The organism is Geomonas ferrireducens (assembly GCF_004917065.1).
GTDB lineage: Bacteria > Desulfobacterota > Desulfuromonadia > Geobacterales > Geobacteraceae > Geomonas > Geomonas ferrireducens.
Map to the genome: position 1 here is coordinate 555,208 of NZ_SSYA01000002.1, position 23,432 is coordinate 578,639.

At 63.3% G+C, this 23,432-nt stretch carries 18 protein-coding genes; 7 read left to right on the forward strand and 11 right to left on the reverse strand.

The window, feature by feature from the left end:
- The first annotated feature begins 137 nt into the window (after positions 1-137).
- Positions 138-2,111 (forward strand): (Fe-S)-binding protein, encoded by a 1,974-nt coding sequence (locus tag E8L22_RS11280; protein WP_136525276.1) that lies wholly within the window; start codon positions 138-140, stop codon positions 2,109-2,111.
- A gap of 12 nt (positions 2,112-2,123) precedes the next feature.
- On the opposite strand, the gene E8L22_RS11285 is transcribed toward E8L22_RS11280, so the two are convergent.
- Positions 2,124-3,005, reverse strand: coding sequence for a hypothetical protein (locus E8L22_RS11285; RefSeq protein ID WP_136525277.1), 882 nt, complete (start codon positions 3,003-3,005; stop codon positions 2,124-2,126).
- Positions 3,006-3,233: 228 nt separating this feature from the next.
- On the opposite strand from E8L22_RS11285, the gene E8L22_RS11290 reads away from it, so the two are divergent.
- Positions 3,234-3,434, forward strand: a complete 201-nt coding sequence (locus tag E8L22_RS11290; protein WP_136525278.1) for a hypothetical protein — start codon at positions 3,234-3,236, stop codon at positions 3,432-3,434.
- Between the two features lie 79 nt (positions 3,435-3,513).
- On the forward strand, positions 3,514-4,281 hold the full coding sequence (locus tag E8L22_RS11295) for a DNA/RNA non-specific endonuclease (RefSeq protein ID WP_136525279.1): 768 nt from the start codon (positions 3,514-3,516) through the stop codon (positions 4,279-4,281).
- Between the two features lie 7 nt (positions 4,282-4,288).
- On the opposite strand, the gene E8L22_RS11300 is transcribed toward E8L22_RS11295, so the two are convergent.
- From E8L22_RS11300 to E8L22_RS11315, 4 genes are all read right to left on the reverse strand, one after another.
- On the reverse strand, positions 4,289-5,812 hold the full coding sequence (locus E8L22_RS11300) for a S10 family peptidase (RefSeq protein WP_136525280.1): 1,524 nt from the start codon (positions 5,810-5,812) through the stop codon (positions 4,289-4,291).
- A 199-nt stretch (positions 5,813-6,011) separates the two neighbouring features.
- The gene (locus E8L22_RS11305; RefSeq protein WP_136525281.1) at positions 6,012-7,466 is read right to left on the reverse strand and encodes a DUF3443 family protein; all 1,455 of its coding nucleotides are present in this window, start codon (positions 7,464-7,466) and stop codon (positions 6,012-6,014) included.
- On the reverse strand, positions 7,453-7,920 hold the full coding sequence (locus tag E8L22_RS11310; RefSeq protein ID WP_136525282.1) for a DUF2844 domain-containing protein: 468 nt from the start codon (positions 7,918-7,920) through the stop codon (positions 7,453-7,455). The genes E8L22_RS11305 and E8L22_RS11310 overlap by 14 nt, the downstream gene beginning before the upstream one ends.
- A 201-nt stretch (positions 7,921-8,121) precedes the next feature.
- Positions 8,122-8,742 carry an OmpH family outer membrane protein gene (locus E8L22_RS11315; protein ID WP_136525283.1) on the reverse strand — a complete coding sequence of 207 codons (621 nt, stop codon included), beginning with the start codon at positions 8,740-8,742 and terminating at the stop codon, positions 8,122-8,124.
- Between the two features lie 203 nt (positions 8,743-8,945).
- On the opposite strand from E8L22_RS11315, the gene E8L22_RS11320 reads away from it, so the two are divergent.
- From E8L22_RS11320 to E8L22_RS11335, 4 genes are read left to right on the forward strand one after another with little or no spacing between them, the layout of a single operon-like run.
- On the forward strand, positions 8,946-9,236 hold the full coding sequence (locus E8L22_RS11320) for a hypothetical protein (RefSeq protein WP_136525284.1): 291 nt from the start codon (positions 8,946-8,948) through the stop codon (positions 9,234-9,236).
- A gap of 40 nt (positions 9,237-9,276) precedes the next feature.
- Positions 9,277-9,543 (forward strand): hypothetical protein, encoded by a 267-nt coding sequence (locus E8L22_RS11325; protein WP_129125518.1) that lies wholly within the window; start codon positions 9,277-9,279, stop codon positions 9,541-9,543.
- 7 nt (positions 9,544-9,550) lie between these two features.
- The gene (locus tag E8L22_RS11330) at positions 9,551-10,417 is read left to right on the forward strand and encodes a hypothetical protein (protein ID WP_136525285.1); all 867 of its coding nucleotides are present in this window, start codon (positions 9,551-9,553) and stop codon (positions 10,415-10,417) included.
- Between the two features lies 1 nt (position 10,418).
- Positions 10,419-10,802 carry a type II toxin-antitoxin system YhaV family toxin gene (locus E8L22_RS11335; RefSeq protein ID WP_129125516.1) on the forward strand — a complete coding sequence of 128 codons (384 nt, stop codon included), beginning with the start codon at positions 10,419-10,421 and terminating at the stop codon, positions 10,800-10,802.
- Here E8L22_RS11335 and E8L22_RS11340 read toward each other — a convergent pair.
- From E8L22_RS11340 to E8L22_RS11365, 6 genes are all read right to left on the reverse strand, one after another.
- Positions 10,789-11,496, reverse strand: coding sequence for a 4'-phosphopantetheinyl transferase family protein (locus E8L22_RS11340; protein ID WP_136525286.1), 708 nt, complete (start codon positions 11,494-11,496; stop codon positions 10,789-10,791). The two genes, E8L22_RS11335 and E8L22_RS11340, sit on opposite strands and share 14 nt — an antisense overlap.
- Positions 11,493-12,485: an NAD-dependent epimerase/dehydratase family protein gene (locus E8L22_RS11345; RefSeq protein WP_136525287.1), complete on the reverse strand. Its 993-nt coding sequence runs from the start codon at positions 12,483-12,485 to the stop codon at positions 11,493-11,495. Before E8L22_RS11345 ends, E8L22_RS11340 begins: the two co-directional genes overlap by 4 nt.
- Positions 12,473-14,122 carry a fatty acid CoA ligase family protein gene (locus tag E8L22_RS11350; protein WP_136525288.1) on the reverse strand — a complete coding sequence of 550 codons (1,650 nt, stop codon included), beginning with the start codon at positions 14,120-14,122 and terminating at the stop codon, positions 12,473-12,475. Before E8L22_RS11350 ends, E8L22_RS11345 begins: the two co-directional genes overlap by 13 nt.
- Before the next feature lie 20 nt (positions 14,123-14,142).
- Entirely contained in the window at positions 14,143-15,027 is an 885-nt protein-coding gene (locus tag E8L22_RS11355) for an alpha/beta fold hydrolase (RefSeq protein WP_136525289.1), read from the reverse strand.
- A complete protein-coding gene (locus E8L22_RS11360; protein ID WP_136525290.1) occupies positions 15,024-16,067 on the reverse strand; it encodes a 3-oxoacyl-ACP synthase III in 1,044 nt (347 codons plus the stop codon). Before E8L22_RS11360 ends, E8L22_RS11355 begins: the two co-directional genes overlap by 4 nt.
- A 183-nt stretch (positions 16,068-16,250) precedes the next feature.
- Positions 16,251-23,432: a beta-ketoacyl synthase N-terminal-like domain-containing protein gene (locus E8L22_RS11365; RefSeq protein WP_136525291.1), complete on the reverse strand. Its 7,182-nt coding sequence runs from the start codon at positions 23,430-23,432 to the stop codon at positions 16,251-16,253.

Here is a 23,432-nt window from a genome sequence, read left to right on the forward strand (position 1 = left end):
CTCTCGGCGACGTACATGCTGAGGTCGAGGTCGTTTCCTTTTTCGCGATCCCCGGAATTTCCGTATGAACCTCCCGCTAGGGGAGGGGGCAAAGGCAGCATCTTCCAAATTCTTCCTGCAACTTTAACGGAGCACCCATGGAACAGACTCTATTCATCTCCTTTTTGACTCTTTCCCTTGCCGCTTTCGCGGTGAGCTGTTATCGCCGCCTGGCGCTGGTCGCCGTCGGCGCCAGTGACAACCGCTTCGACCGGCCGGTCGCCCGCTTCAAGGAGATGCTCATCTACGCCGTGGGACAGAAACGAGTGGTGAGCCGCCCCTTCGGCGTGAACCACGGCGTCATCTTCTGGGCCTTCCTGGTTCTCGCTGCGGCCAACTTGGAGTTTCTCGTTTCCGGCGTTGTTCCCTCGCTCTCCTTCGACCTCTTCCCCGCGCCGTTCCATACCGCCCTGCTGTTTCTGTTCGACGTCTGCTCGCTCGCCGCGTTGGTCGCGGTGTCCCTGGCCGCGGTGCGCCGCACCGTGAACCCGCCCTTTGAAGGTGCCAGGACCTTCGAGGCGTACCTTATCCTTTCGATGATCGCGTCCCTGATGCTCGCTTATTTCGGCCTGAACGGCGTGCGCATCGCGCAGGGGGCACTTGCGACGTCCGCGGCAACACCCGTATCCAACCTCGCCGCGCACCTGCTCAGGATCTCGCCCCTGGCCGCCAAGCATGATCTCGCCGGGCGGCTATTCTGGTGGATCCACGCCGTGGTGCTGCTCGGCTTCATGAACTTCCTGCCGTACAGCAAGCACATGCACATACTTACCGCCATACCGAACGTCTTCTTGCGCACCATGGGGAAGAGCAACACCCAGGAGCGCGAGGAGTTCAGCGATAACGGCAGTTTTGGCGCCGCCACCGTGGACCGGCTTTCCTGGAAGGACCTGCTCGACTCCTTCTCCTGCACCGAGTGCGGGCGCTGCCAGCAGTCATGTCCAGCGGCGGCGACCGGCAAGGCGCTGAACCCGCGTGAGGTGATCCATGCCATCAAGGAGAACCTGCTGCGAAACGGCGCCGTTATGGAGAAACTTGCGGGCGATGCAGAAGCCGAGCGCTGCGTCTCGCTCATCGGGGCGAAGGGCAAGGATGCGACGAGCGAAGCCGCCCTCTGGAGTTGCACGTCTTGCGGCGCTTGCATGGAGGCGTGTCCGGTCTTCATCGAGCACCTGCCGAAGATCGTAAAGATGCGGCGTCACCTTGTGCAGATGGAGGCGCGGTTTCCGGAGGAATTGCTCAACCTCTTCGAGAACATGGAGCAGCGTTCGAACCCTTGGGGGATGGCCCCTTCGGAGCGGGGCAAGTGGAGTTCGCAGCTGGAGTTGCACCCGTTCGAAGCGGGAAAGACGGAGTATCTTCTCTATGTCGGTTGCTCAGGGGCCTTCGATGCGCGCAACAAGCAGGTGAGCGTCGCACTCACCCGGGTGCTCGACGCGGCGGGCGTCTCCTACGGAGTGCTTGGTAGGGAGGAAAAATGCTGTGGTGACAGCGTGCGGCGCCTCGGCAACGAATACCTCTTCGACATGATGGCGCGGGAGAACGTCCAGCAGTTCCGGGAAAAGGGGGTCGTGAAGATCATCACCCAATGTCCGCACTGTTTCACCACGCTCAAGAACGACTATCGTCAGTACGGGATTGTGCTGGAGGTGATGCACCACAGCGAGCTGATCAGGGACCTCATACAGTGTGGAAGGCTCAACTTATCGCAGGCCGTCGATCTCGGGAAGGTGGTCTTCCACGACTCATGCTATCTCGGGCGTCACAACGACGTGTACGAGGCGCCGCGTGAGGTGCTGCGGGAAAGCACCGGAGCGGAGGTGGTGGAGATGGAGCGCAGCCGCGAGAACGCCTTCTGCTGCGGCGCAGGTGGCGGTAGAATGTGGCTCGAAGAGCACGAGGGGACGCCGATCAACCGAAACAGGGTTGGGGAAGCGCTGGCGCAAAGCCCGGCTATCGTCTGTGTCAGTTGTCCGTTTTGCATGACCATGTTCGAGGACGGCATCAAGGAAGTCGCAGGAAGCACGACTCAGGTGAAGGACATCGCCGAGGTCGTCGCTCTTGCGCTTTAGTGCCCGAGGGTTTCATGTCGAAGGTTGTCGTCCTTCCTCGAGCCACTTCATAAGGGCGACCGCCTGCTCCTCAGTCATGTGCAGGTTCGAATACAGGTATTCAGCCTCGGTCTCCGGGTGCACCAGCTTTCTTATGTCTGCGAATTCAGTCGCATTGAGCACCCGTACGATGCATGGCTGGAGCGTCGTTGGAGGGATGTCGTAGACCTGACTTGTGAAGGCGGAGACTTTCGTCGGTCTCGGGTAGAGGCGTGACTCTTCCCGTACCGTATCGACTATGGTCTGGCAGGCGTCGCTGACTGCGGATCTAGCCAGCATCGTCGCGTATTTGTCCGTTACATGCACGTCGCAGTATAGGTAAAGTTCGCCGCTTGTGGAAGAGACCGTCTTTATGTCCCGGTAGTGCGCCTGTGTCTGCATCTCGTTCAGCATGGAGCAGACTTTCACCGGAGTGATCTCGGGGAACTGCGCGAACATGGCATTCAGTGGCGTGAGCGCCGTGGCGATGCGTGAATCTCGGCGGATCCTTTCCGCCATGGCGAACTTTACTTCCTCTAGTTGTCCCTTGGTCGCGGCATCTTCGATGCTCATATGGGCGATCGAGTAGAAGAAGAGCTGCCCGGACGGGGTCAAAAGCGTGCGGATGTCACTGCAGAGCGGGTCGTGTGAGATGGATTCCAGAAGCGGGCGATGAAAGTCGGCGGGTAGATCCTGGGCGAGGACGGTCAGGATGTGTGAGGAAGTAAGAACGCCGTGCCTTTTGGAGTTTCGTCGGACATTGTGAATCAGCTTTGCTTTTACCTCGGCGGCCTGTCCGGAGATAGAGGTACGATGAAACGCTTGCGCTGCGGGACTGTGGCTGTGGTTGCCCAGGAAATCCTCGTGCATTGTCATTGACACCTCGCAGTGAGATTGGCATTTAAAGGCAATGGCTATGATAGATGATTTTGTCCCTGTGTAAATGAGGGCTGTTAATTTTTTTTCATAGATACTCGGCCAGCCCGGGAACCCGCCCAGAACAGGAGGTCATGCGCCACATTAATGGTCGGCACTCTTGACATTAATTTGGACTAATATATATTTGCCACGCTGGATCCTGAGATCACAACGAAGGAGGTCGGCGTGGGATATTCCGGGGTCATTCTGGTGCTTGGGTGCGTGCTCCCATGTCTGGGACTGGGACTGTTTTGTTACCTGTTCAAGTTGTACCTCGATTACCTGTCCGAATTGCGCGGGCTCTCCAAGACGGAACCTGAGTACGTTCGGGAAATCAACAAAAAGCTCTATATGAACAACGTCGAGACGGAACGCGATCTGCTGTAGGGTGTTGCTTCTGTAGCGTTCCTCCTGTTAAACTGCCGCCTGCATTCTCCGCCGTGAGCGGATACAAGGCGGTCCTTCCATGCTTCGAACCGGTTTATTCAACGTCATCCTTATCGTTTTTCTGAGTGCCGGCGCTGCCTTTGGCGATGCCCTCGATGACTGCGGCGAGTACGCGGCCTTCGGCGTCCCCGGCCATTCCGGTGATCTACTGTGCCGCAAGGGGTACCTGTTGAGCCATGATGCCGGCAGGAAGACCCCGGTCTGGGTCGCCGAGCGCATGACGCGTGAGCGCTTGCTTGCAAAGCTGAAAAGGGGAAACAACTTCCGGCCCGACGTCGATCTCCCGAGGGGGAGTCGCGCCGAGCTTTCCGATTACAAGGGTTCGGGGTACGACAGGGGGCACATGGCGCCTGCGGCGGATATGGCGTGGGACGAGCAGGCCATGTCCGAGAGTTTCTACCTCTCGAACATGGTGCCCCAGGCGGGTGAGGGGATGAATCGGGGCATCTGGGCTGAGCTGGAAGGGAAGGTGCGCGCGTGGGTCCAAAAGCGCGGCGAGCTTTTCATCTACAGCGGCCCGATCTATCCGGTTACCGGCGGAAAGACCATCGGTCGCAACCGGGTGGCGGTTCCAGAGGCGCTATACAAGGTCATTCTCGATCCGAAGCGGCACGAGGCGATCGCCGTCATCATGCCGAACGAGCCGCTCGAAACGGAGGACATGCCCAAGTATCTGGTCCCGGTGCGCGAGGTCGAGAAACGGACCGGGCTCGACTTCTTCTCGGTCCTGCCGCGTGAGGAGCAGGACCGGATCGAAACGGCGCAACCTACAGGGCTTTGGCAGTAGAGGCGCTCTAGCGCTTCACGGCCGAGCCGATGAACTTCGCGGCGTCCTTTTTGAGCTGCGCCAGCGCTTCCGCCTCTAGGTACATCATGTGTCCCGAGCGGTAACGCCTGATGGTCACGTTCTCCCGCAATTTTTCGCCGATCCCCAGGTGGGACATGGTGTACTCGGCTGCGTAGTGCGGCGTGGCTAGGTCGAAGAGGCCGGAGGCGACCCAGACCTTCAGGTACGGATTCTTCACCATGGCGTTGCGCAGGTTTTCCGCCGTATCGGCATAGCTGTTCTTCGCCTCCCAATCCCACCGCCCGATACCGCCCCCCAGGGTGAAATACTCCTGATCCGACTGGTAGCCGAGTTCCTCGCGCAGGTACGTATTGATCGCCGCGGTGAAGGGTGGGCGGATCGTGGTGATCGTCGCATCGAAACCGGCAGATTTCGCCGGTTCGGGGTTCTCGGCGTTGAGCCTGCTGTCCATGAACCCGACCATCCGTCCCTCTTTGCGCAAAATTTCCCGCGCGAAATCCCTGTTGTCGATACGCAGGTTTCGGTTCAGTACGAATGCCGGATCCAGTCCGGTAAACCTGGCGAACTCCGTCGCCACCTTCTTTTTCCCTTCCGCGTCAAGCCGGTCGCCTCGTTCCAGCGCCTGCGCGTAATCCGTCGACGCCCAGTGCTCCGCCTGCGCGAGGGTCCGGTCCAGGTCAGCCATAAGCTCAGGTGCGAGCTTTTTGTGATAAAAGGCGGTTGCCGTGTAGCTCGGGAGGATGAGCTGGTAGGGGAGGTCGTTGCCGTAGTCGAAAGCGATGGTCTGAAAGTTCAGAATGCTGGAGATGAGGATGACGCCGTTTAGCGCTATGCCGTGCTCGACCAACAGGTCGGAGAGCCCGGCGCAGCGGAAGGTGCCGTAGCTTTCCCCGACCAGGAAGAGCGGTGCGCTCCACGCCTGGTTGCGGGTCAGGTAGAGCCTGATGAAGCGCTGCAGGGAGTCGATGTCCGGCTGTACCGCGGAGAACTTCTTGGTGAGCTCCGGTTTGGTGCCGCGGCTGTAGCCGGTTCCTACCGGGTCCACGAAGACGAGATCGCCGAGGTCGAGCCAGCTTGAGGCGTTTTCGGTGAGTTTGAATGGAGGGGCCGGCATGTTGCCGTCGGGAAGCATTTGCACCCGTTTCGGCCCGAGCGCGCCGAGGTGCAGCCACACCGACGCGGCGCCGGGGCCGCCGTTGAAGATGAAGAGCAGTGGGCGTGGAGGTGCCGTTTTCGCCTGCGGGACGCGGTACGAGACGTAGAAGATCTCCGCTTCGGTTTCCCCCGCGTCGTTTTGCACCGGGAGTGTGCCGGCACTCGCCTCGTAGGCGATCTCCCTACCGTCGATGCGCACCTTGTGCTTGGTGACCACTGCGGTTGCGGCGGAGGGATGTTGTTGCGGCTCCTGGCGGGCTGCGGACTCCTGTTTGGTATCGGGTGCCGCCGCGGCGAAAGAGGGTACGGAGAGCGAGGCTGCAAACAGGGCAAAGAGAAGGACGAGCGGTTTCATTTGGGGAGCGCCTCCTTGACGGCAAATACATGACATCACAAGGAGTCATAGTAGCGGAAGGCGCTCGAAGGGTCAAACGCGCATTTAGACTGTCGGAGACTCAGACCCTAATAATCATTCGCCTACGGGGGGCAGTGTGCCTTGGGTCCTCATCTTCCAGCCGCCCCTCCTTTCGGGGGAAGGGCGGCTTCTAGATTTCTCAATATGCGACATATGGGCCGATGCCGAGCGGCGAGGTCTCGCTCTCGATGCCGAAGGCGACGCTGCGGCCCATGAAGAATGGAAGTCCCCAGTCGAAGCCGAAACTTGATGGACCGCCGATGTCGACGAAAACGTTATTCGATGTGTTGAGCAGCGTTTCAAGACTGGAGATGCTGAAATTGACGGTAGAGGAGGGTGAGCCGGTCGCCGCGGTGTTGGTCGCGGAAAGCGTCCTGGTTGCCGGTGGGCAGTACCAGTCCGTGTTCGGGGAGGGGCAGACCGGCAGCAGCGACGAGTCCGGGTTTGGGAAGAACAGCGCATTGGAGCCGGTATCGAAGAAACCAAAGGAACTGATGCTGTCGATCACTGTGGTCACGTCCCCGGTGGAATCGGTACGCAGCACGGTCGGGGAGGTGAGCGTGTTGTTGCTCCTGGTGCCGATCCCGAGGATGAGCGAACCGTCGATGGAGGAGGCGCCGCCAAGCGGTACCGACGGTAGTTGGACGATAACACCGTTGCCGTCAGTGGACAGGGCGGCCACCGGGTTTTGCACCTGGTCCGAGAGCGGTACCGCAGCGCCGGTGCAGGATGTCCCGATGCAGCTGTAGTAGACCCCGTTTGCGGCGGTAAAGGCACAGTCGAGACCGCTGTCCTCCTTGAAGAGGCCGACCCCGAGGATGCCGGTGAAGCCGGAAGATACCGGCGTGGGGTCAGCGTTGGAGCAGGGGAGGGGGAGCGACCCGAAGCTGGAGTTGATTACCTGGATCGGCACTGAGACGTACGGCTCGTCGCCAAGTTTCACCATCGCCCTGCGGATCGGTCCCCAAAGCGAGCTCCCGTCAGCAAATTCTACGCATCCGGTGAGGGCTCCTTCGCCGCTTGCGACCGGCGGCAGGGTGAGTGTTGGGATGGCCTGCTGGAAAATGCGCAGACCGAAGCTGCCTGTGTCGAGCAGGATGTCGTTCACGGTCTGACATGCGGAGAGGTCGGGGTTGCAGATGGTGACGCTGACGCAGGGCTTGTTGATGTAGCTTCCGGCGGCACAGAGCGATCCGTTCACCGTAACCTTCATGACGTTTGCCGCATTGGCGGATGGTATCGTAGTGAGTGCGGTGGAATCGGAAACATCCCCAAGCGACGCGGTGATGGTTACCGCCCCTTGGGAGATGACGGTGACCACCCCCTTGCTCCCCTGCGTGTTGCTTACCGTCGCCGTGCCTGCGGCAGACGAACTCCAGGTAACGTCGTTTGTGATGTTCCTGGTGCTGTCGTCGGAATAGGTGCCTGTCGCGGTGAGCTGTGTTGTTGAGCCGACGGTGAGCGTGGAGGCGTCAGGCGTGATCGTGATTGAGGTCAGGGAGGGGTGCGAACCACCGCCACCCCCGCCGCCGCACCCGGTCATGATGAAGAGGTAACAGATGGTGAGCAACGCCGATAGGTTAACGTATCTCATCGATCTTCACTCCTTCGGGGAGCAGTGCCGGAAGGTATGCCCGCCCTTGCAGATTGCGCATGTGTCCCCACGTCTCCACGACCAGCCGTTTCGACGCTAGTTTCATCTCCCTGCGCCCAGGATTGCGAGTCCGGCGCGAGAGCGCCTTTCGGTAGTCGTCGTGGTAGGAGCCGAGTAGCACCTTGAGATCCGGGTGAACGAGTCCGTTCCAAGCCACCGCGAAGACGACGCCGGTGGGAGACACGTACTCCCTTATCGCGGTCCTGGTCGTTCCGGATGCCAATTGCTGCACCCGGAAACGCGCGCTGCTGAATGACTTTTGGGACACAGCCGCCAACGCCTTTTTGTCCTTTGCGATCGTGTCGGCCGGCTCACCGAGAGTTGCTTCTGCCCGGCCGTGACAGAAGCAGATGGTGGCCGCAAGGCAGAGCGGCATGAGGCAACGCAGGTTCATGATTTCCCCCCTTTATGTCGTGGAAATTCCTTCCTGACGCAAACAAGGGGGGATTCTATCATGCATGGGGGAGGTTTGTTGGAATTTGTTAATTTTTTGCAAACTGAAGGGGGGGATGCAGAACGCTAGGGAGGCGGGACAAAAAAAGAGCCGCCCCTTTGGTAAAGTGGGACGGCTCGTGTTTCTCGTATGAAATGCGGGTTACTTGGACTTAGCCATGAAGGCTATGATCTCGTCAGTGAGGTCCTTCGGTTTCACCTTGTCGTCGAGGAAGAGCACGGCTTTCTCCTCGGCAACGAGAAGGTACCCGTTCGCCTTGGCGTAGTCGGATGCCGCCTTCTTGATGACCCCGCCGACCTCCTTGGTCAGCCTGTCCTGCAGTTTGTTCACCTCGAGCTCGCTGGCGCGCACCGTTTTCTGGTACTCGTCGACTTTTTTCTCGAACTCCTTCCCTTTGGCGGCACGCTCTTTCGGAGTCATGCTCGGAAGCTTCGCCTGGATGGCCTCTTTCTGCTTCTCCAACTGCTTCTGCTGAGCCTCGATCTTCTTACGGAGCTTCTCGGACTTCGTCTTCAACGCGTTGGTGGCGGCTTTTCCCTCTGCACTTTCCTCTGCGATCTTGCTCATGTCGACGAAGCCGATTTTGATTGCTGCCAGGGGGGCATCGACAGATGCTGCGGGAGCGGCAGGAGCGACGGCGGCCGGAGCGGCAGGTGTTGCAGCGGGCTTTGCCGCTTCAGGTGCGGACTCGGCGGCGAAACCATAGGCGGCGACAAGCGAGCTGAGGGCGGAGCCGATGAGTAACGTTGCGAACCTGTTCATGTAATCGTCCTTTTATCTGTGTAGTGGTGACTGCGATGGGAGAGCATAGAACCTTTATCGCGGTTTGGCAATTAAAAGAAACGCTCTTATTATGCGTGGAAAGACCCATTAAGCTGTGAAAACAGCAGCCCCGTGTGCAGATAAAGGCTGTTGACTCGTATACGGCACGCTGCTAGGATGCCTCCACTCAAGAGGAGCGATCCATGACCGATATACTACAGAAGCTGCAGTCGGCGATCGAAAGTCAAAGCGCAGAGACGGAGTTGTTGCAGGAGGCACTGCAGGAGATCCGTGAGCTGAGAGAGCAAAGGGATGCCCTTGAGGAGATCCTCATACTGCTTGCCCGCACCAAGCTTCCCTGGGATGACGAAGAGGACCCCGCCGAGACTCTGCCGCACTTCAAGGAGCGTTACCTGAACGCGATGCACGAAGCGTCCAGGCTGCTCGGTCTCGACGTGCGCAGCACCATCACCAGGACCGAACCAAAGACCTGACGCCGCCGGTACGGAAAGGCGGCCACCATACGGAGCAGACATGCCTAAAGAGATCATGGAGTGGGGCTACATCGGCGTCTTTTTCCTGTTGCCCGGGCTTATCGGTGCCTGGGTCGCCTACACCAAGGGGAGAAACCCCCTTCTGTGGTTCCTGCTTAACTTCTGCTTTCCCCCCACCGTGATGGTGACCTTCTTCCAGCGCCCGCTGCGCCCGGTAGACGGGCACTATCGCCAGTGCCCGAAGTGCCGCGAGTTCTCCAAATGGCGCGAGACCTCGTGCCGTTTCTGCGGCACCGAGCTTTCCTGAGTTCTACATGCTCTTCTGGAAACAGCCTGATTTTGCCCAGTTGCTCCGCGAGCTGGGGGGCTTCACCCGTCGGGACGTCACCCAAGGGCTGAAGCTTGCCCGGTATCGGAAGGCGGCGCATTCCCTGCTCAAGAAGGACCCGGTCTCGGCGCATGCCCTCCTCGGCATGGTTGCCTGTCTCGAACATAACATCGAGGCGATGACGGCCGAATACGCCCAGGCTATCGAGCTTTCCCCGTCCCACCTGGGCCTCATGTATTACGCCTTCTCCCTCGAAACGTCCTGCCTGTGGAACGAGTCTGCCAAGTACACCCTGTTAGCGCTCGACCGTGCGCCGAAAGACCAGAAGCTTCTGAACGCGGCGATCGGAATCGCACCGCTCACCGGCCGCTTTTCCCTCTTGAACAAGCTCCTCTCCCAGTGGCAGGAAAGCCACGAGGGGGTGCACCACCCTAGGCAGGGTGACTTCGAGAGGGTGACGGCGATACTAGCCGCCCAAGGGCTCGCGGAACAGGACCTCAAGGTCGTTTTGGCAGCGATAGGCGCAGCATTTTCAGAGACCGACGTGATCCTGTCCAGCTACCGTTACGAACTGGTCACCGGCAGGGCTTCCTCCTTCATTCATTATCGATTCGTGCTTCCGGACAACCTGGTCGCCACCTATTACGAGGATCTGATCGCCGAGAGGCTCGCGACCGTTGCCTGTCATCCCCGCATTTTCGATGTCTTCTCCTTCTCCGTCGAGAACGGGACCATATACGAGCTCTATGACTACATGGAGCGTGAGCTGGCCGGCAGCGCCGACAACATTAAGGTGCCGGACCCGGACAAGATGAAGCTGATCGAGGAACTGGTGCGGGGCGTGGAGGTCTGACATGGTGAGCAACGAGTCGCGCATCCGGTTTCACGCCGCGTTCGAGCAGGTGCTGGATGAGCTGATAAACGTGGTGGCGAAGGAGCGGGAGAGGAACCCGCAAACGTACATGAATTCGCCGCAGGCGAAGCTTCTGGCGCGGGTCTATCGGGCGATCAAGGACGAGATACCGGCGGACCCGCAGCACGCCTCATATTACCAGGGTGAGGCGGAGGGGCATGCCTACCGGCAGTGGCGCAGGGCGAAGCCGACCAAGGAGCACCGGCTCTTCTTCAAGTGGGACAAGGAGACCAACGCGATCATCTACGCGTGGCTGAACAGCGAGGTGAGCCTCACCAAGTACAAGAGCCACATGGATGCGTACCGGGCGTTCAGGATGAAGTAGAGGGGGAAGGAGAAAAGACCGCCAGCGCGGCGCAGTAGCCGGGACCGGCGTCGAGATCGACGATGCTCCATCTTTGAACCTCTCCCGGATCCCCACGATGCCCCAGCAGGGCCGGCGGCGCGCCGGGAAGAAGCGAGACGTCGAAACCGGTGGAAGGCTGCGAAAAGCCGCTTCCAGTCCCCTTCATGTACGCTTCCTTCCTGGTCCAGCAGCGGTAGAAGGCCTCCAACTGCTCCGCGGGGTCCAGCCCAAAAAGCTCCTCTTTCTCCCGCAAAGAAAAATAGCGCTCCGCCATAGGGCGAAACGCCAGATCCTCCCTGATCTCTTCCAGGTCGACGCCGATCTCGCAGCTGCGAGTTGCCGCTAAAAGCAGCTTTCCACCTGAGTGCGAAGCGTTGAAGCGCAGCCCGTCTTGAAGCTCCTCCTGCCCGCGCAGGTACGGCTTCCCGAACTCTCCTTCGCAAAACTCGACTGCACGCGGCTCCACGCACAGAAGCTCCGCAAGCACTTCCCGGACCAAGCCGCGCCCGACCATGAACTCATCACGTTTTACAGTGTCCAGAAGCCTCGAACCGCGGCGCAACTCCGCATCGGACAGAAAGCTTTCCAGACGCGCCCGCTCGGCCGCCGTGCGTTCGAGGGAAAGAAGACGGTAGCTTACCTCCGCGCCTTCCAGTCCCGCTACCTCTCTCACCGTCCGCTCCCGAAGGAGCGGCGCAGAAGCTCCATTCCCTCGTCGATGCTCACGCGCGGGACGTAGCCAAGATCCCTGCGTGCGGCGGAGATGTCGAACCAGTGCGCGGTGGTGAGTTCCTTCGCGACGAACCGGGTCATGGGTGGTTCACCGGAGAGCTTCAGGTTTTTCCAGAGGAACTCGCAGACAACACCAGCCGCGTAGGCCACGGCGGAAGGTATGGTGCGGGTCACCGGGGGGACGCCTGCGGCGTCGAGGATGCGGTTCACCATGTCCCAAAGCGGGATCGGTTCGCCGTTGGAGATGAAATAGGCCTTTCCTGAGAGGGGAGCGCCGGGGGCGAGGCGGTCGGCGGCGTTCAGGTGCGCCTCGGCTGCGTTCTCAACGAAGACGGTGTCTACGAGGCAGGGCCTCTTGCCGATGCGCCGGAGGGCGCCTGCGCGCCCCTTGGCAACGATGCGGGGCACAAGATGGTTGTCGCCGGGGCCCCAGATCAGGTGCGGGCGCAAAGAGACGGTCGCTAGTTCAGGGGAGTTGGCGGCCAGCACGGCTCTCTCGGCGAGCGCCTTGGTCTGAGGGTAGGGGGCCTCGAAGTGGGCGGGGTAGGGGAGCGCTTCGTCCGCACCCTCGACGTCCGAGCCGTCGAAGACCACGCTCGGCGAGCTGGTGTAGACAAGGCGCCTGATGCCGAGCGCGCGGCAGGCGGCGATGACGTTCTCCGTCCCGGTCACATTGGCGCGGAAATATTCGTCGAAATTGCCCCAGATCCCGGCCTTGGCGGCTACGTGGAAGACGATGTCGCACCCGGCGGCGGCCTGCAAAACGGCCTGCGCGTCGGCCAAATCGCCGTGACGCTGCTCGACGCCCAGCTCAGCGAGCTCGGGATAGTCGCCACGCGAGAAGCTGATCACCTCGTCGCCGCGGGCGCGCAGTTGCCGAACGATGGCCGAGCCGAGAAACCCGCCTCCGCCGGTGACTAATGCGCGCATTTAAGCCTCAAAGCGGCCCAGACCGCGAGCTTCTCGCGGAAGATCTTCGCGTTGTGTCGGATGTCCACCGGGAAGGCGGGGTGGAAGAGGAAGGTGTCGATGGAGCTCGTGTGGATGTGTTCCTGCGCAAGCTCCTCGAGCTCCTTGCGCACCTTTTCCTGGTCGACCTGGAGCCCTTTCTCAAGCTCGATACAGATGACCGGACGCTGGCTGCCGGGCTCGCCCACGCCGACGAGCGCGCTCCTGAAGACGGCCGGGTGCGTGTTGAAGACCGCCTCGCATGGGATGGTGTAGATGGGGCCGGTTTCGGTCTCGACGCGGTGCGCCTTGCGGCCGCAGAACCAGACACGTCCCTCCTCGTCCATCCCGCCCAGATCCCCCATGCGGTGGAAGAAGGAATCGGTGGCCGGGTCGGCAATCTTCGAGATGTGGTCAGATTCCGGGCGGTTGTAGTAGCCGCGCGTCACCTGTTCGCCCTGCACGACGATCTCACCGATCGTCCCGGTTGGCACGCGCAGCGATTCGTCCCAGCCGCAGATCGGGTTGTCGGTGATCTGGACGATCTCGAGGCGGATACCCTCGACCGGACGTCCCACGCAGACCCCGCCCCCTGCATCGGTGATCTGGCGCGTCTCCTCGAGAATCTCCCTGCTGCCGATGGAGCAGACCGGGAGCGCCTCGGTGGCGCCGTAGGGGGTGAAGACCTGGACGCCCGGGTTCAGCATGCTGGTGAAGCGCTCGAGTACCGAGGCGGGAACCGGTGCTCCTGCAGAGATGGCGCGGCGCAGGGTCGGCAGCTTCACCCCGTGCTCGACGCCGTAGCGTCCGACGCGGTTGATGAGGGCCGGGGAGCCGAACATGGTGGTCACGCCGTACTCGTTGATCGGTCCCACGATCTTTCTCGGATTGACGGAACCGGGGCGGGTGAAGTCCATCTCCGGGATCACCGCGGTCATGCCGAGTGCTGGGGCGAAGAGGGCGAAGAGTGGGAAGGTCGGCAGGTCGATCTCGCCCGGCTCGATGCCGTAGACCTGTTTGAGCGCCTGCACCTGGGCGGCGAAGTTGCCGTGGCTGTAGACGGCCCCCTTGGGGACGCCGGTGCTGCCGCTCGTGAAGAGGATCGCGGCGACGTCCTCTTTCATGGTCGGCGCCAGGGTGAAGGGGGAATCGTCCTTTTGTCCCTCGATGATGGCGGCGAGCGTGGTCCCCTCCCAGAAGAGGCGCGGCCCGACGGTGATGCAGGTGCGGATGGTTTCCTTGCCCCAGGAGAAGAGTTTTCGGGCAACGTGCGCCTTCGGGATGCCGATGAAGGCGTGCGGCTGCGCCTCGGCGAAGCACTGCTTGAGGTTCTTGATCCCCAGCCCCGGGTCGATGAGCACCGGCACCGCGCCCACCTTGAAGAGGGCGAAGGTGAGGGCGAAAAACTCTGGGCTTGGCGTCACCATGAGCACGGTGCGCACGCCGCGGCAGATGCCGTTTTCGAGCAGACCGCGTGCGATCCGGTCGCTCAGCCGGTTCAGCTCCGAGAAGGAAAGGCTGCGCTTTCCCTTCGGAAAGATGATCGCCCTGGTATCGGGCTGGCGGCGGGACATCTCCGGCAGGTGCGCGGCGATATTGACGAGTTCGGTCTCTGCCATGGTCTCAGGTGCTCTCCGGGTCAGGTGCGTTTCAGGAAGTCGGCGATGAGCGGCACCACCTCATCCTTCATGTCTTCGAGGATGTAGTGTCCGGCGTCGGGGTAGCTGTGTAACTCGGCTTTCGGAAAACGGCGCTGCCACTCGGCCAGGAAGGTCGTGTCGAAGACGAAATCTAGCTCACCCCAGAAGATCGCCATCGGGATGTCGGCGAAGCGCGGCAGGCCGTCCGCGATCTCGCTCACGAGCGCGTAGTTGCGGTCGCCGGGTGCGAGTGGGATGTCCTGCACGAAGCGCAGCGTCGCGATGCGGTTCGCCCAGGAGTCGTACGGCGCGCGGTACGCCTGCATCAGCTCGTTCGACATCGGGTTCTTCTTGCACCCGACGATGGAGGCGCCGACGCTGAAGGCGTTGAAGCCGCGCACGAGCAGGGTTCCGAGCAGGGTGTCGCGGCAGATCTTGAGCCCGAGCGGGAAGGTCTTCTCCTTGGGGAGATGGAAGGCCGCCGTGTTGAGGATGACGATGCGGCCGATGCGCTCCGGGTGGCGGCTCGCGTAACCCATGCCGATCATCCCGCCCCAGTCGTGCACCACGAGGTTGATCTTCCCCTCGAGGTTGAGGGAGTCGATCAGGCGCTCGAGGTCGTCGATGCGGCGCGAGAGGGTGTAGTCGTAGCGGTCGTCGCCGGGCTTGTCCGAGAAGCCGCAGCCGATGTGGTCCGGAACGATGCAGCGGTAGCGGTCCCTGAGCGCGAGGACGAGGTTTCGGTAATAGAAGGACCACGACGGGTTGCCGTGCACCATGACCACCGGCTCGCCGGTACCCTCGTCGAGGTAGTGGTAGGAGAGTCCGTCGAGGTTGAGGGTGCGGCCGGTGAAGGGGTAGTGCTTGCTCACTTCGTCTCTCACCAGTCGACCCCCAGCATGAGGCAGTTCAGGCCGCTGCCGATTCCGAGAAGGGCGACCCGGTCACCGGCGGAGAGGACGTCGCGCTCGTCGGCCAGTGCCGCGGTGAGCGGCAGGGAGACAGTCCCCATGTTGCCGAGGAATTCGTAAGTGGTGAAGTCCTTGTGCAGCGGGATGCCGAGCGTTTTGAGGATGGCGCTTTGGTGCGCGCTCCCGACCTGGTGGCAGACAACACGGTCGACGTCGCTCTCGCGCCAACCCACCTCGGGGAGGAATTCTTCCCAGGTGCGGCGCCCGAGGTCGACGCCGTAGTTCATCACGCTTACCGCGTCGGTGCTCATGGACTGCTCGTAGCCACCCTTGCCGTCCGGTGTGACGCCCCAGAGACAGAGCGCGTGGTGTTCCGGTGCGGCATGGGTGATGCCGCCGCGCAGCCTCCTGCGGCCGGATTTGGAGAAGGAGCCGTCGGTGAGAAGCACCGCCACCGCGCCGGAGCCGCCGGTGAGGGTCGCAAGAGAGCTCGCGAAGTTCTCCATGCTGCGATCCTCGAGCATCTTCTTGATCATAATGTCGTTGATGTCGCGCGCGCTCTCGCAGGAGACCACGAGGCCCGCCCTGATCTGGCCGAGTTCGATGCGGTTCGCCACCTCGAGGATGCCGTTCAAGACGCCAAGGCAGGCGTTGGAGAGGTCGAAGACCGCGGCGTTTCCGGACACGCCCAGCCCTGCCGCGACGCGGCATGCCGTGGCCGGTTCGAAGCGCTCGCGGCAGACCCCGGTGTAGAGAAGGGCGCCTAGGTCGCCGGCGGAGATGCCGGCAGCGGAGAGGGCCTTCTTGCCTGCAGCGATGGCCCCCTTGGAGAGCTGGAAGCCCGGCTCCCACCAGCGGCGTTCACGGATACCGGTCAGCGCCTGGAGTTGTCCGGGGGAGAAGTGCAGCGTCTTGTAGAGCGGCTCGAGGCGCGCTTCAAGTTCGTCGGAAGTGACTACAACCGGGGCGAGCTCATAGCCGAAAGATTCGATGTATACCTTGGAATACTTCATCTATCACCTTAAGTTGGGATGCTTGTAAATCTTTAAAAGCGGAACACGGAGGACACCGAGGTCCACAGAGGGCACGGAGGAAATCTGCACACTCATCATCTGGAAAACCTTCGCCCTGTACGTCCCCTCCCCTGGAGGGGGAGGAGCGATTCAAAACGTCTAACGTTGAACGTTGAACGGCAGTTAAGCCGTGACCTGGACGGTGAAATCTTCCATCTGGTAGATGGCGCGGCCGTCCACGTAGAGATAACCGGCGGCAGTCAGGATGCGCCTTTCTTCGTCGACTGCGGTGATCCAGGCCAGGACGGTGACTTCCTTGTCGGTCGGCACCACCTGACCGCGGTAGAGCCAGCGGTGTTTGTGCCCGAGTGCTACGGCGGCGAGGGTGTCCCCCTGGTGCCATCCCCAGCGCTGCACGGCGGCGAACTTAACCAGCTGCAGGAACGACTCGAGCCCGAGCGACCCAGGCGTGACCGGGTCCTCGTAGAAGTGCGCCTTGAAGTACCAGTCCTCGGCGACGACCCTCTTGGTCCCCTTCAGGTAGCCAAGCCCGGCAGGGCCGCCGTCGGTGACGTACAGTTCGATCCGGTCGATCATGCGGAGCGACTTCTCCGGGAAGGGGTGGGACTCGGGATAGGGGAGCGAACGCCCGCGCGACACCTCGGCCGCCGTGGGCTGGTACGGTGCGGCTTCGCGTATCCCGACCTGGTTCGCCAGCGCCTCCTTGGCGAAGAACCCGAACATGGTCTCCCCCTCGTAGATGACGCCCTGACGGTCCGATACCGAGAAGTCGAACTCCTGGATGATCATGCCGCCCGAGGTGGCCGCCTTGGTAAGCTTCGCGGTGGCGGTTAGCGTGCCGCTTTGCGGGGTGACCGGGCGGTGCTGCACCGCCGTACCGCCAAGGTTGCGAAAGGAGATGTCGGTCGGGCTCACGAGCGCGGAGCCAACGTAGGCGGCGAGCCAGCCGCAGGGCTGCAGAGCGGCTTCGAGCAGCACGCAGAAGGGCATGCGCGGCTGGCGGTCGGCCGCGAAGTACCACTCGTCCACAGGGATGTCGTACTGTGCCTCGGCCATGGCGCCCGGTGCCATCACCCACGGTTCTCCCGCAACGGCGGTGACCCGGTCCATGAACTGGAAGGGAGGACCTGGCAGACGGGCGATCTTTCTCTCGCTGTCGAACACCTTGTAGCGGTCGCCGAACCCTTCGGACGGCTTGCCGTTACTGTAGGCGAGGATCTGCTCTTTTGTGTAAATTGCGGGTCTGCGGTCGTAGTCCGCCGCCGGTGCTGCCGCGTGGAGCGCTGCGGCGGGAGTTCCCCCTTGCCAGAGACGCTGCAGCGTCTGCTGATCGGTGCCGGTGAGGCGGGCCGACATGTTGGTGATCTCCACAATCGGCTTGCCGTCGGCGTACATGAGCGCGTCGACGATAGCGTAGGGCTCGGGGCGGTACCCAAGTTCGCGCACCGTCACCTCGTAGGTGACCACCTTGGTCGTTTCGAGTACCTGACCGCGGCAGCAGAGCTGGCTTGCCACGCCGGGAACCGGCTGCCATGCCGCGCCATCGGCCTCGGCGACCCACCCCAGGCGGAGCAGGAAGATGCGCAGCGTATGCATGCAGCACTCGTACATGAGCGTGCCGGGCATGACGCGGTCGTCGACGAAGTGGCAGGTGATGAACCAGTCGTCCGGGTGGATGTCCGCCTCGGCCCTGATGAAGCCGAGCCCGCAGCGTCCGCCGTCCGGGGAAAGCTCGGTGACGCGGTGCACGAGTTCCATGCGTCCCCCGGGGATGGTGAGCGGGCGCTTGATCGGCAGACCGGCGAAGAGCGGCCCGAAGCAGCCGGCAAGGTCGCCGCGCCTGAGGGCGTCCAAGTGCGCCGCGCTGAAGGAAGAGGGCTGCATCGGCAAGAGGTAACGCCAATCAGCGGGGAGCTTCCCGGTGCGGGGGCGCAGGTCGACCGCACCGCGCACGATCCCTTTGCCGGCGTCGAGCTCCTCCTGGGTGAAGAACCCGGCGCAGCCGTTGCGCATGGAGAGAAGCGGCTCCCCGTTCACCGTTGCCTCGAAGTGGAAACGGAACAGGTAGGTTTCCCCCTGCCTGAAGAAACGCTCGATGTGGATGTCGTAGTTGATGGTCTCGCCTGGCACCGGAAGTTCGCGGTGGAAGGTCACCACGGCGTCGAGGAGCCGGTAGACGGCGAGCCCCTTGGTGATGAAGTCAATGCCGAGGTAGCCGGAAAGGAACAGGTCCGCCTGGCCCGCTTCGACGGCGATGCAGGTCGGGATGCGGCCGCCGTCCAGGTACCAGGCGCCGGGGTGCACGTCGTGCTGGGTGACCACCCGGCCGTGCGTCATCGATTTCGGCTCGCCCTCGAGGGCGACGATGCGGTGCACGAGCTGCAGCGGCACGTCCGGCAGTCTTACCCTGGTCGGATAGCTGTCGATCTCGGCGAACTCGGGGCCGAGCATCTTGGCGGCGGAACCTACCGCGAACTCCAGGCACGCCTCGTAGTCGTATAGGGCCGGGAGTGCACCAGGGTAGGGAGCCGGTGCGGTGAGAGGGGAGGTGGACGGCTGAGCCGCTAGGCCCGGCGTCAACGAACCCGGCGCGGCTGCGAATGTCGCAGCATCTACCGGAATCCCGGCAGCGAGCATTTGCTGCTGGAGCGAGAACTGCATCGCTAGGGTCTGCGCGATGGAGCGGTTGAGATCGTCGGCGATACGCAGGTAGGCCTCGTGGGCCTGGCGGCCCGCGTCCTGCGCCTGGGCGAACTGGCGCAGCAGCGGTTCGGTAACCTGCACGACTTCGGGTTGAAGGGCCGCCGCGGCGGGCCTTGGTTGAGCTTCCGGCTGCCTCATCTGCGACTCCGTTACCGGTGCCTGTGCCGCATATGAAGCGATCGGCGCAGCAGGTATAGGTTGTGTAAGCGCCTGTGGCTTAGAAGGAATTTGCCGGGTAAGTATCGGCGCATCTGTGTGTTGCTTTATCTGTGACGCCGTACCGTAAGCGTGAACCGCAGCCGGCTCTTTTGCGGCGGACGCGGCGCTTGAACCAAGCGGGGCGCTGGACGGCGCGGCGGCAGGCGCCGGCTCCGGCTGTGCCGGTTGCGGCTGCACGGGTCGAGCAGGTTGCGGAGCAGTCGGTGCGAACGGGGTTCCGCCGGTGGTGAAGCGGAGCCCTTTTTTCGCCGCGGACGGCAGGACGGTCGCAGTTGCGGTCGCGGCGAAGAGCGGTTCCAGGTCAACCGGGACCCTCTCGGCGGTTAGCTGCGCCAGTAGCCTCAAGAGTCCCGAGTTGGCGTCGGTGCCGGGCTGGCAGACGGAGCGGGCCACGTGGGGGCGGTTCCCGAGGATGCGCCCGATCATGCGGCTGCACGAAGCGCCCGGCCCCATCTCGATGAAATAACGCACCCCTTCGGCATAGGCCGCTTCGATCACCTTAGGGTAGTCGATCCCCTCGACCGCCTGGGCCAGGATGGACTCCGCGGCGCTGCGGCGGTTCACCTGGTAGGCGCTGCCGGCTGCGCCGCTGTAGAAGGTGACCCCGGCGGGCGGGTTGGTGTTGAATACGTGCAGGTCGCGGTAGGCGTTGCCGACCTCGCGCGCCACCTCGCAGTGCACCGTGGTAACCCCCTGCAGCGCGAAGAAACGGCAGCCCAGCATGGCGACCAGGTGCTTCACCCACTTGACGTCCCCGCCGATGACGCACTCGTCCGGCGTGTTCACGATGAGGAGGTAGACGCGGGAGGTTTTCTTCAGCGCGCGGCGCACCTCGCGCTCCGGCGCGTCGACGACGCCGATGCACCAGTTGATCTCCTTCCCCTCGGGCTCGCCCCACGCCATGCGCGCGGCGCGGCATTCTCCGGCGAGGTCGCGGGTGAAGAGGGTGGAGGCCTTCATGCGGGTGAGCATGAGGTCGCGCTCGGTCCAGGTCCGGGTGCCGAAGAGGCCGGCCGATTCGCCGAGGCTGTAGCTGATCACCGCGTTCGGCTTGATCCCGAAGCGCTGCACCACGTCGGTTACGGCGCATCCCGTCGCCACCTGGCCGAAGATGACCGCGAGGTGGTTTTCATTGACGCTCTCGAGCGAAGCGCCGTTCCAGAAATGCTCTGGCTGGAACTGGTCGCGCAGGTAGAGGTTCTCCGCGTCCTGGCGCCGGTAGACCTCAGGCCAGCGCGCCGAGAGCTCCATCCCCATGCCGACGAAATGGTTCCCGGAACCGGGATAGACGAAGCCGATTTTCGACGCGGCGCCCATCGGGTCCGCGCTGAAGAAGAGCCGGTCACGCAGCGACGGGTGCAGCACCGCGTCGGCGTAGGCGGCGTCTTCACCAAGCATCCGCTCCCCCTGCAGGCAAAGCGATGCCAGCTCGGAGGCGCTCCGAGCCACGAGCGCCACGGCAAGGCGCATCTCGGCGCGGTCCTTGGCGTCAGAGCAGGTCTTCCGGGAGAGGGCGGCGAGGTCAGGGGCGGGCTTTGCTTCCACCGCTTCCCGCAACTGCTGCAGCCTTTCGGAGAGTTCCTGACGATCGGAACCGGTGAGGCAGAAGAGGAACTCGTCCCAAGCGCCAAGCGGCGCAACGCGCTCCTGTGCGGCGCGTTCCGGTACCTTCTCGTAACCCTTCAGCACCACGTGACTTACGCTGCCGTCTACCCCGAAGACGCTGACGCCTGCGTGGCGTGGGCCTTCACTGCGGTTTCTGAGCCAGTAGCGCGACCCGGCGGGGAGGAAGAGGGCGCCGGAGCCGGAGAGGGCGCCCAGTGGGCGTTCGCCCGTGCGGGCACCGGGGATGATCTCCTGGTAGAGGGCGAGGCAGCCGCGCACGAGCGAGGCGAGGCCGGAGGCGGCGCCGGTGTGGCCGATGTCCCCCTTTACGCTCGCGACGGCGAGACGGCGCGGCTTGGCCAAGGCGCCGGGCTCGTCGAAGAACGCGCTCAGGGCGGCTGCTTCCATGCGGTCTTCACCGGCGTAGCCGCTGCCGTGGGCCTCGATGAAGTCGACGCTCTGCTGCGTCAAACCTGCTTCGCCGTAGGCACGCTCCAGGGCGTGGCGGTAGGCGTCGGCGCCGGGGAGGATCACTTCGCCGCTGGCGGCGCCGACCCCCTCGATTACGGCGTAGATGCGGTCGCCGTCGCGCTCCGCGTCCTCGAGTCGCTTGAGGACCACGGTGGCGGCCCCCTCGCCGATGACGGTGCCGTCGGCGGACTGGTCGAACGGGGTGGCGCTCCCGAAGGCGGAGTACGGGCGGTTCAGGTGTTGCGCGATGACGGCCCTCAGGTCGCCCGCGAGGTCTACGGCGCCCACGATGGCGCGGTCGATGTCCTCGGACTGCAGCTGGCGTACCGCGGTCTCCAGGGCGCGCAGGCCGGAGCTTTCCTCGCTCGACATGGTGAAGCTCGGGCCGCCGCAGCGGAACTCGCGCGCGACGCGGCTCGCCACCACGCTCCCGAGGGCGCCCATGGTGCGGTTCGCCGTCAAAGCAGGCCCGCTCTGGTCGCGCAGCTCGGCGATCCACGCCTCAATCTCGGCGTCGGAGAGTTCCAGGCCAAGCCCTTTCGCCCATTCCCGTGCCTTTTCGGCGATGGACCAGCGGAAGGCGAAGTTGGTGCTGTTCAGGTCGAGTGCTATGCCGACGAAGACGCCGGCGCGCAGGTTGTCGCTGTTGTCGAGCCCCGCGTCCTTCATCGCGGCCGCCGCCGATTGCAGCATGAGAAGCTGCTGCGGGAGCATCTCCTCCATCTCGCGCGGCGGGATGCGGAACTGGTCCGTCCCCTGGGCGAACTCGTCCAGGAAATAGCCGGTGAAAGGGGTCTCCTTGAACTTTTCGCGATCGAACCAGGCGCACTTTTCGGCACCCCACCAGTCGGTCGGACGGGAAGGCTTCGAAGCCTCGTCGCCGCCGAGCACGCGGGTCCGGAAGGAGGCAAGATCCTGCCACTTGCCGAAGCGGGCATCGAGGCCGACCACGGCCACCGCTCCAACCTGCTTCGGGGGTACTGCTGACGCGGCTTTGTTTTCCGGGAGCCACTCCTCGACGAGGAGGTGGGCGTTGATGCCGCCGAAGCCGAAGGCTGAGACCGCGGCGCGGCGCGGTACGCCGTCGGCGCGCCGCTTCCACGGCTGCGCCTTGGTCAGGACCCGGAACGGGCTTTCCTCGAGCCGGAACGTTTCTGGCGCCTGGCTGAAGTTGGCAGTGGGGGGGAGCGTCTCCTCGTTCATCGCGAGAAGCACCTTGGTGAGCGCTGCGGAACCGGCGGCGGTGAGGAGATGGCCTATGTTCGATTTAACGGACCCTATCACGCACGGCTTCCCCGAGATCTCGCCCCATAGCTCCCTGAGGCTCGCGACTTCGGTTGCGTCCCCCACCGGGGTACCGGTAGCGTGGCACTCGATAAGGTCGACGTCCTGCGGCGTCCAGCCGGCCTTCACGTAGGCCGCACGCATGGCGCGCAACTGGCCGTCGGCCATCGGGGCGAGCAGGCTTCCCCCGACGTCGTTGGAGAGGCCGATCCCCCTGATCACGCCGTAGATCCTGTCGCCTTGGGCGAGGGCGTCGTCGAGCCGCTTCAGGACGAAGATGCCGGCACCTTCGCCTACGACCAGGCCGTCGCCGGAGGCGTCGAACGGCGAGCAGATGCCGCGGCGCGAGAGGGCGCGTAACTGCGAGAAGCCCATCTGGGTGAAGAGGGGATCGGGGCGTGAGAGGCCGCCGGTGAGCATGGCGTCGGCGCGTCCGGCAAGCAGTTCGTCGCAGGCGAGCTTGATGGCGTAGAGCGACGAGGCGCAGGCGGCGTCCAGGGTGCAGCAGCCGCCGCCAAGGCCGAGGGCGGAGGCTAGAAGCCCGGCGGGAAGCCCGGCAACGTAGCGGTTCAGCGGGTTGGGGATCGGGTCGCTGCCCGCGTGCCCCAGGAGCTTTTCCTTGAAGGAGCGCCCGAGGAGGGCGCGGGAGAGTTGCGCCGACGATTCGGAGGGCAGTGCGAGGTTGCCGATGATGACGCCGATGCGGGAACGGTCGAGTTTTGCGGTGACCGCGCTGTCGAAGGCCCTTTTCCCGGCGTTCAGCAGGAGGTGAAACGCGGGATCAAGCCCGTCGGCGAGTTTCGGGTCCAGTTGCAGGCCCGAAAGCTCGGAAGCGTGGGGGATCGCCTCGATGAAGCAGCCGCGCCTGGAATAGACGTGGTCCGGCTTCCCCGCCTCCGGGTCGAAGGCGGTATCGGCGGAAACGGCCCAGCGCCCCTGCGGGACCTCGCGGGCGGCGCTTTTGCCGTTGCGGATATTATCCCAAAAGACTGTCAGTTCCGGCGCGTCGGGGAATATTCCGCCGATGCCGACGATTGCTACGGATGGGGACTGCTGCTTCAT